Origin of the sequence: Clostridium sp. CAG:43 (genome assembly GCF_000434655.1) — a bacterium.
GTDB lineage: Bacteria > Bacillota > Clostridia > Lachnospirales > Lachnospiraceae > Otoolea > Otoolea fessa.
On sequence record NZ_FR895030.1, the window covers coordinates 1 to 6,405 of the forward strand.

Here is a 6,405-nt window from a genome sequence, read left to right on the forward strand (position 1 = left end):
CTTAGCTTTGATAACAAAGTGATCGCCGACGCACAGGGAGATGCCCGCCTGACACTGGGGGAACTTCTGATGGATGCGGATGACAACATCAAAGTCCAGTCCGCCCAGGACTGGGTTCCGCCGGAATTTGAATTTACCGCAGTAGACGGTGAAGATGGTGAGATCGGTGAGGATGGTGCAGCCGGTCAGGCAGGCGAGAACGGAGAAAATGGAGCAGCTGGAGTATCCGGAGAACTCGGTGAGAACGGTGTGGACGGTGAAGAAGGCGTATCCGGAGACGATGGCGATGACGGATCCGATGGTTCCAGCGGTAAAAACGGAAGCGCCGGAAGCAACGGTAAGCTGGGCGGTGATGGTGCGAACGGTTCGATTCCCCAGAACCAGGCAACCGAGCAGGCGACCATCTCGCTGAGCAATTTTGATGTGGATTCAGCGAACGCAAGCGGTATGATCACCGTCATTGATGAGGATGGTGTACTGGAGGCAGATACCGGTTCAATTAAAGTAATCGATGTTTCAACCGGACTTCCTGTGGATGTCCTGATTGATGATATGGATGAGGCAGAGAATCTTACTTTCTCGGCAGATGAAACATACTCATTCAATGTTAAAAATCTGAATGCAGATACACAGTACCGTCTGATTGTATCATCCGGATACAGTCTTTCTGAGAATGGAAACAGCTCTGGCGGTACCAAGGACTTTATCAACCGTCTCTTCTATACAGATTCTACGGGTATCATCCTGAATCTGGAGAATGCGACAACAACCGGATTTTCCTTTACCATCGATAAGAAGGAGTATGCACTGGTTACATCCGCATCCCTTACGATCACAGATAAAAAGGGTAATACGGTATTTGGACCGAAGGATTACAGCCTTTCAAGCGGCAAGACATCCTATAAGATCGATATGAAGGATGACAATGTAGCTGGATTATCCGAAAATGATCTGGCAGACGGAAGCTACACCGTGACCATGAAGCTGACCGGTGCCAATGTGAAAAAGGATGTTACCCAGAAGTGGAAGACCCTGAAACAGAAGCCGTCTCTGGATAAACCGAAGGTAAGTGTTAATAATGGCGGCTATTTCGAGCTTTCCCAGCCGATCGTGAGTGACCCGAACCATGCACTGACCAAGTATGTCTATAAGATTTACAAAGGAACAGAATGTGTCAAGACCATCGAGTCCACCAGCACGAACAACGTAGCGATCTACCTGGAGCAGGGAAAGATTGAGCGCAATGAGACCTATACAGCTAAGACAACGGCGACCTATTATGATAACGAAAAGAATGTTCAGATAGAGACGGATTATTCGGATCCGTTCCGTATGGATGACCAGGGTGATTCTTTGATTTATTTTGTCCATGCGGATGAGAAGGATCAGCAGAACTATTACAACGGTTTACTGATCAATGAAAAAGGAAATGTCGACAAGATTTATACACATCAGAATATGATCTGGGGCCGCGTTATGATTAAGCCGAAGAACCTGGATCTGGAAATCTCTCAGGATTATCCGCTGACGGTTACACTGGAGAGCAGCGGAAACTACCGCAGAACCTGGACGATTACAAATGACGGTTATTATAATAAGTTTACGGATGCAATAGCGGTTGAGATTCAAGCAAATGGATTGAAGGCTAATACGAACTATCGGATCTTCGCAACTGGATTTGCAAAGGATCCAACGGATTCAAATAGATTTACCAACGTATACCTGGGTGATTATGTGGCATCAACAACTTCCTATAAAGATAAGGCAGCCACCATCAACCTGGTTCGTGTGGGAGATAATATCAATGCAAGCTTTACAGCCCGCATGGAGATGACGACAGAAGATGGAGAATCCAATGTCGAAACAGATGTGTTGGACCAGTTGGAATTCTGCCTGTATCAGGGAACCAACAACAAGGGACTCTTTGTGGGAAGTTTCACTCTGGATGATACAAACCCGTTACACAATAAAAGTTCCATCTCAGATGAATACTTGAATGAAACGGATGCGACAAAGCAGTATGTGATCACCAATGAGAACTTCCATCTTGCTAACAATGCCCTGACGGCGGACTCCTATTATCTGGAGGTCCGTGCAGCATACGACTATACGGCATCCTTTTATAAGAACGGTGCCACAGAGGACGGAAAAGGTGAGAACCTGTCCGGATTTAAGAACGAACTTCCCTTTGTACTGGGCGGTGTGCAGCTTCCCATCAGCAACGCCCTGCCATCTCTTCCGCAGCCGGTCAATGATGCCATCGCTACAACGACGATCAAGGCTAAGGATCTGAGAGACAACAGTACTTATAAGAGTATTGCAAACCAGCTGGAGGATCTGGATGATGACACGGTGGTAGGTTACCGGATTCAGGCACGCCTGAACAACGATAACGGTTATGCACGGGCGATTCGTTACTTTGGATTCAAGACATCCGAATTGGATAAGTTTGACCCGGCGAACTCCAATGCTTCGGATCCGGTTAACTGGAACAATGGAGATCATTATGATTTCGCATATCCGCTGAAGGTATCCGAGGGCGCCGGTATGCCGGCCCTGCAGGTGCTCTTCCTTAAAGCTCCGGATACGGCACCGGCTGGAGCATTAGACCTTGATTCGGATGATCGTAACTATATTAAAAATGTCGATATGAATTCGACGGGTCAGCCTTACGAGATGACTATGGATGGTTATCAAACCGTATTTACCGGTAGTTGGGCAGATGGAATGAAACGCGGATACCACTATACCTTTGGTTTTAAGGTACGTATGCAGGTAGAGAATACCAGTATCCTCTATCCGGATGAGTATAAGCAGCAGATCGTGGGCGGTATCGGTATGCTGAGTTCCCTTTCGGTAGGGGCACCCCGCCAGAGCACCAGCGTATCGATGTATCTGAAAGACACCATAGGAGATGGAACGGATGCCAATCCCTATAAGACAATCTGGCAGATGAATGTCCTGAAGGATGTGGATCATACCTGGGACAAAACATTCGGAGGGGAAGACTCCGATCAGACCACTGCAAAATACAAGGATGGACTTCGACTGATTTTCAAGGATGGTGTTCCGAGAGAGGCAAAGATTCAGGATCGTGGAAACGACAGCTACCAGCTTACTGTTCCTGTTAAATCTACCCTGAACCGTTATCAGTTCAAGATGTATCAGAAGTATTATGACGAGGAGGAAACGGATAAGACTACTGCCAGCGGACAATTCCTGGCATCCCATGAATACCTGCCACCGGCGGAATTGAATCTGACGGATCCGAATGGAGAAGGAAATGTGAAGATCTCCGGTTCCTTCCCGGAATCCAGCAACGAGGTTACCTTCACGCTGAGCGGCAATACAACCATGCTGAGCCGGATCGTTGCTTTAAGGATCGAGATGTATAAGGAGGACGGTGGAACCCCAACAAAGGTATATGACTGGGATAAATCGTTAAATGGATTGAATGGAAACAGCCGAACAGTAACGGTTGACCTGACCGATGCCCGTCATGGTGATGAAAGCCTCGCTGGAACCTATTCCTTCAAGGTGAAGGCAAAGTATGCAGATGGCAGATATGGACTTCCGGACAGCTTTGATCCGGATGAAGTTTATGCAGCAAAGATAATAGATGGCAGCAACTTTATGAACAGCTATTACTATAGTTCCAGTACCCAGGGAGAGAAGTACGAGTATAAGGTCATGAATAATCCTTACCTGACTCAGGGTGAATACAAGGTGGAGAATAATACGGAGACAGCGGATCCGAAGGCAGATCGAAAGCTGCGTCTGCAGAGCCAGAGACTACGCTATAGTTCTGTTAATGACCTCTGGCACACCATGAACCTGTATTACGGAAAAACCGGTGCAGAGTGGCTGGAGACAGAGGATCAGAAGAGCGGAACCGGCTATAATATGGCATTCTGTAAGCTTGTATCCAGTGATTCATGGGTACCTGTTAATCAGATGACCGGACCGGACGGAACGGTTGGTTCTACCATTACGGTTGGCACCCTGCAGCCTTCCATCACCTATATGACGATCAGCCCGGGTATTACAGCGGCTAACATCGAACTTACCACCGGAAGCTATGCATTGATTGCTCCGCCAGTGGCTGGAACTTCTCTTGGTGAAAATAATAACGGTGAAACGGTAACAGCAGACGGAACGACGAAATACATCTGGTTGAAGTTGTACGAGATGAACGTGGGCGATACGATCGATACATCTGTCGAGAACAAGAAACTAGTATGGGCACGGGCGCTTCCGCTCACGGAGGATCAAAGTTCCTATAAACTGGATGAAACCAAGATGCCGGAGCTGTATATAAAAGACGGACTTCTGCATAAGGATACAAATTATATGCTGGTATGTTATACCTGGTCAGAAGGCCAGAATAAGCCGACGGTGATGCTTGGACAGACAGTAAATAAGCGTGCTAACTACATGTTCAAAACCATTGACAGCATCACCATCTCAGATGGAGAAGCCAATATTATCAACTATGAGACTTATCGGAAGAAGAATGTGACTGTCCGCTACAAACTGGATCGTGTCAATGGATATAATCTTAGATATACCCTGCGTCGGTATCCGCTGGGTGAGGGTACAAAGGCAGGAGATCCGTCCTATACTCAATACACAAAGGTGGCAGACCACGAAGCGGTTATGAGCAAGCTCCTTGGATATACCTATGATGACCAGTCAAAGACCTGGAAGAAGGGAGCAATTACTTGGAGTCTCAGAGGTGATATGACAGAGGAACTGAATCTGGCACCGGGAAGCACTATTATGACACCGGGATACGATTATGTTCTGGTTGTGGATGCAGTAGACGGAAGTGGCAAGTCGGTTGCGAAAGAACCGGAGTACATTCAGATCAACTGGCCGGAGCTGCGTAAACCGACCGGCAACGTATCTTTCCGTATCACCAACGGTAATACACTCTGGGCCGACGTGAGTCTCTCCGACACGAACCGGGTGGTTGTATCCGATACAGCAGACAATGCTGAATATCTGATTGCGTACCGCGAAGCAGGAACGAATGGTAAGTGGATATATAAGGAGAATTACCCGGTTAACAACAGCTCCGCAACCCAGATTGTATCAACAGTAGAGGGGCTGGCTAAAGGATGGGAAGTCGGCATCTTTGCCTCCGTGGATCAGAAGAACGAAAGCGGGAAGAAGGCTCTGACAAAGACAGAATTTGAAAAGATGCCAGTAGAAGACCAACAGAAGTATCTCATAACCAGCAGTACACAGAAGGGACTGGAGTCCTGGGGCGGTTCCCTGGGACAGGAGAACATCTCCTTAGACGGCGGAAACCTGACTTTGTCTCTGGCAAAGAGCTACGGTCTGGAGAAGATAGCGAAAATCGAGTATTCCCTGATGCCGTGGTCCAACAGTGACGTTCAGGAGAGTCCGATCTCCGGTGAGCTTAGAAGAGAAGGCACGAAGTCACTGTTTACCACATACAACAGCGGACAATCCGGACAGTTCGACCTGATCACGATTCCGACCAGACTTAAGAAGGATGGAAAACTGTGGGGAATCACGATACAGCTGTTTACAGATGATAACAAGCTGATCAAGACATACTCGGATTCGATCCCGTATTAATCAAACCAGGAGGTAGAAAACAGTGGCACGAAAATTAAGCAGCAAAGTGAAGAAATCCTTTGGAATCTTCAGTGGCGTTGTGCTTGCTGGTATGGGCGGCATGGGCGGTGCGGTAGTCCGCGCTGCCGGCACCGTCAGCGATCAGTATGCCATGGAGATAGGTTCCCTGGTTTACGACAATGCCTACAGCCGGATCAATCTGGAAGGGAACGGTGAAGTTCGCCGGGAACTGAATGGAAACTGGAACCTGAAGGTAGACGGAGGAGAAAAGTACGACCTTGGAAAGAAGACAGTCGCTTATGAGCCCCAAAGCGGTTCGCTGAAAGTGTTCGGCGGCGGCTGGCAGTTCAAGGAAGACGGAACGGTTGTTAAGTTATCAAATTTTGAAGAAATTCCCCTGACGGAGAGTGGTTTTATCAAGCTTTCCGACCGGAAATATGTTCTGGTTGGGGATGACATCCATGATGCCAGCGGAAAAGTGACGGCGGATGGCTTCCTGTACATCATTGCAGATAAAGCCGGCAATGCCCATATGATGAATGATGTCATGAATGTCACATCGATGGACGAAATGATTCTGAATGAAGGTGATTTTCAGTACAACATAGCAGAGGAAACCTTGGCTTTAGGTGAAAATGTGGTGGATCTGCAGTCGGTTATGTCAGCATTGAACGTAGTGGAGGATCCCTTTAATCTGGGACGCAAGAAGTATGCTTACACCATCCGTGGAGGAAACGGCGGTGCAGGTGGTAAAGGCGGAGCCGGAGGAATCGGTGGCCGTGGCGGTACCGGTGGTAT

At 47.9% G+C, this 6,405-nt stretch carries 1 protein-coding gene and 1 pseudogene; both read left to right on the forward strand.

Features of this window, described 5'->3' with window-relative positions; translation table 11 throughout:
- Positions 1–5,607, forward strand: a 5,607-nt coding sequence (locus QVO97_RS02915) for a collagen-like triple helix repeat-containing protein (RefSeq protein WP_369678375.1), incomplete at its 5' end; no start/stop codon positions are given.
- Between the two features lie 22 nt (positions 5,608–5,629).
- A pseudogene (locus QVO97_RS02920) lies at positions 5,630–6,405 on the forward strand (hypothetical protein); the annotation flags it as partial.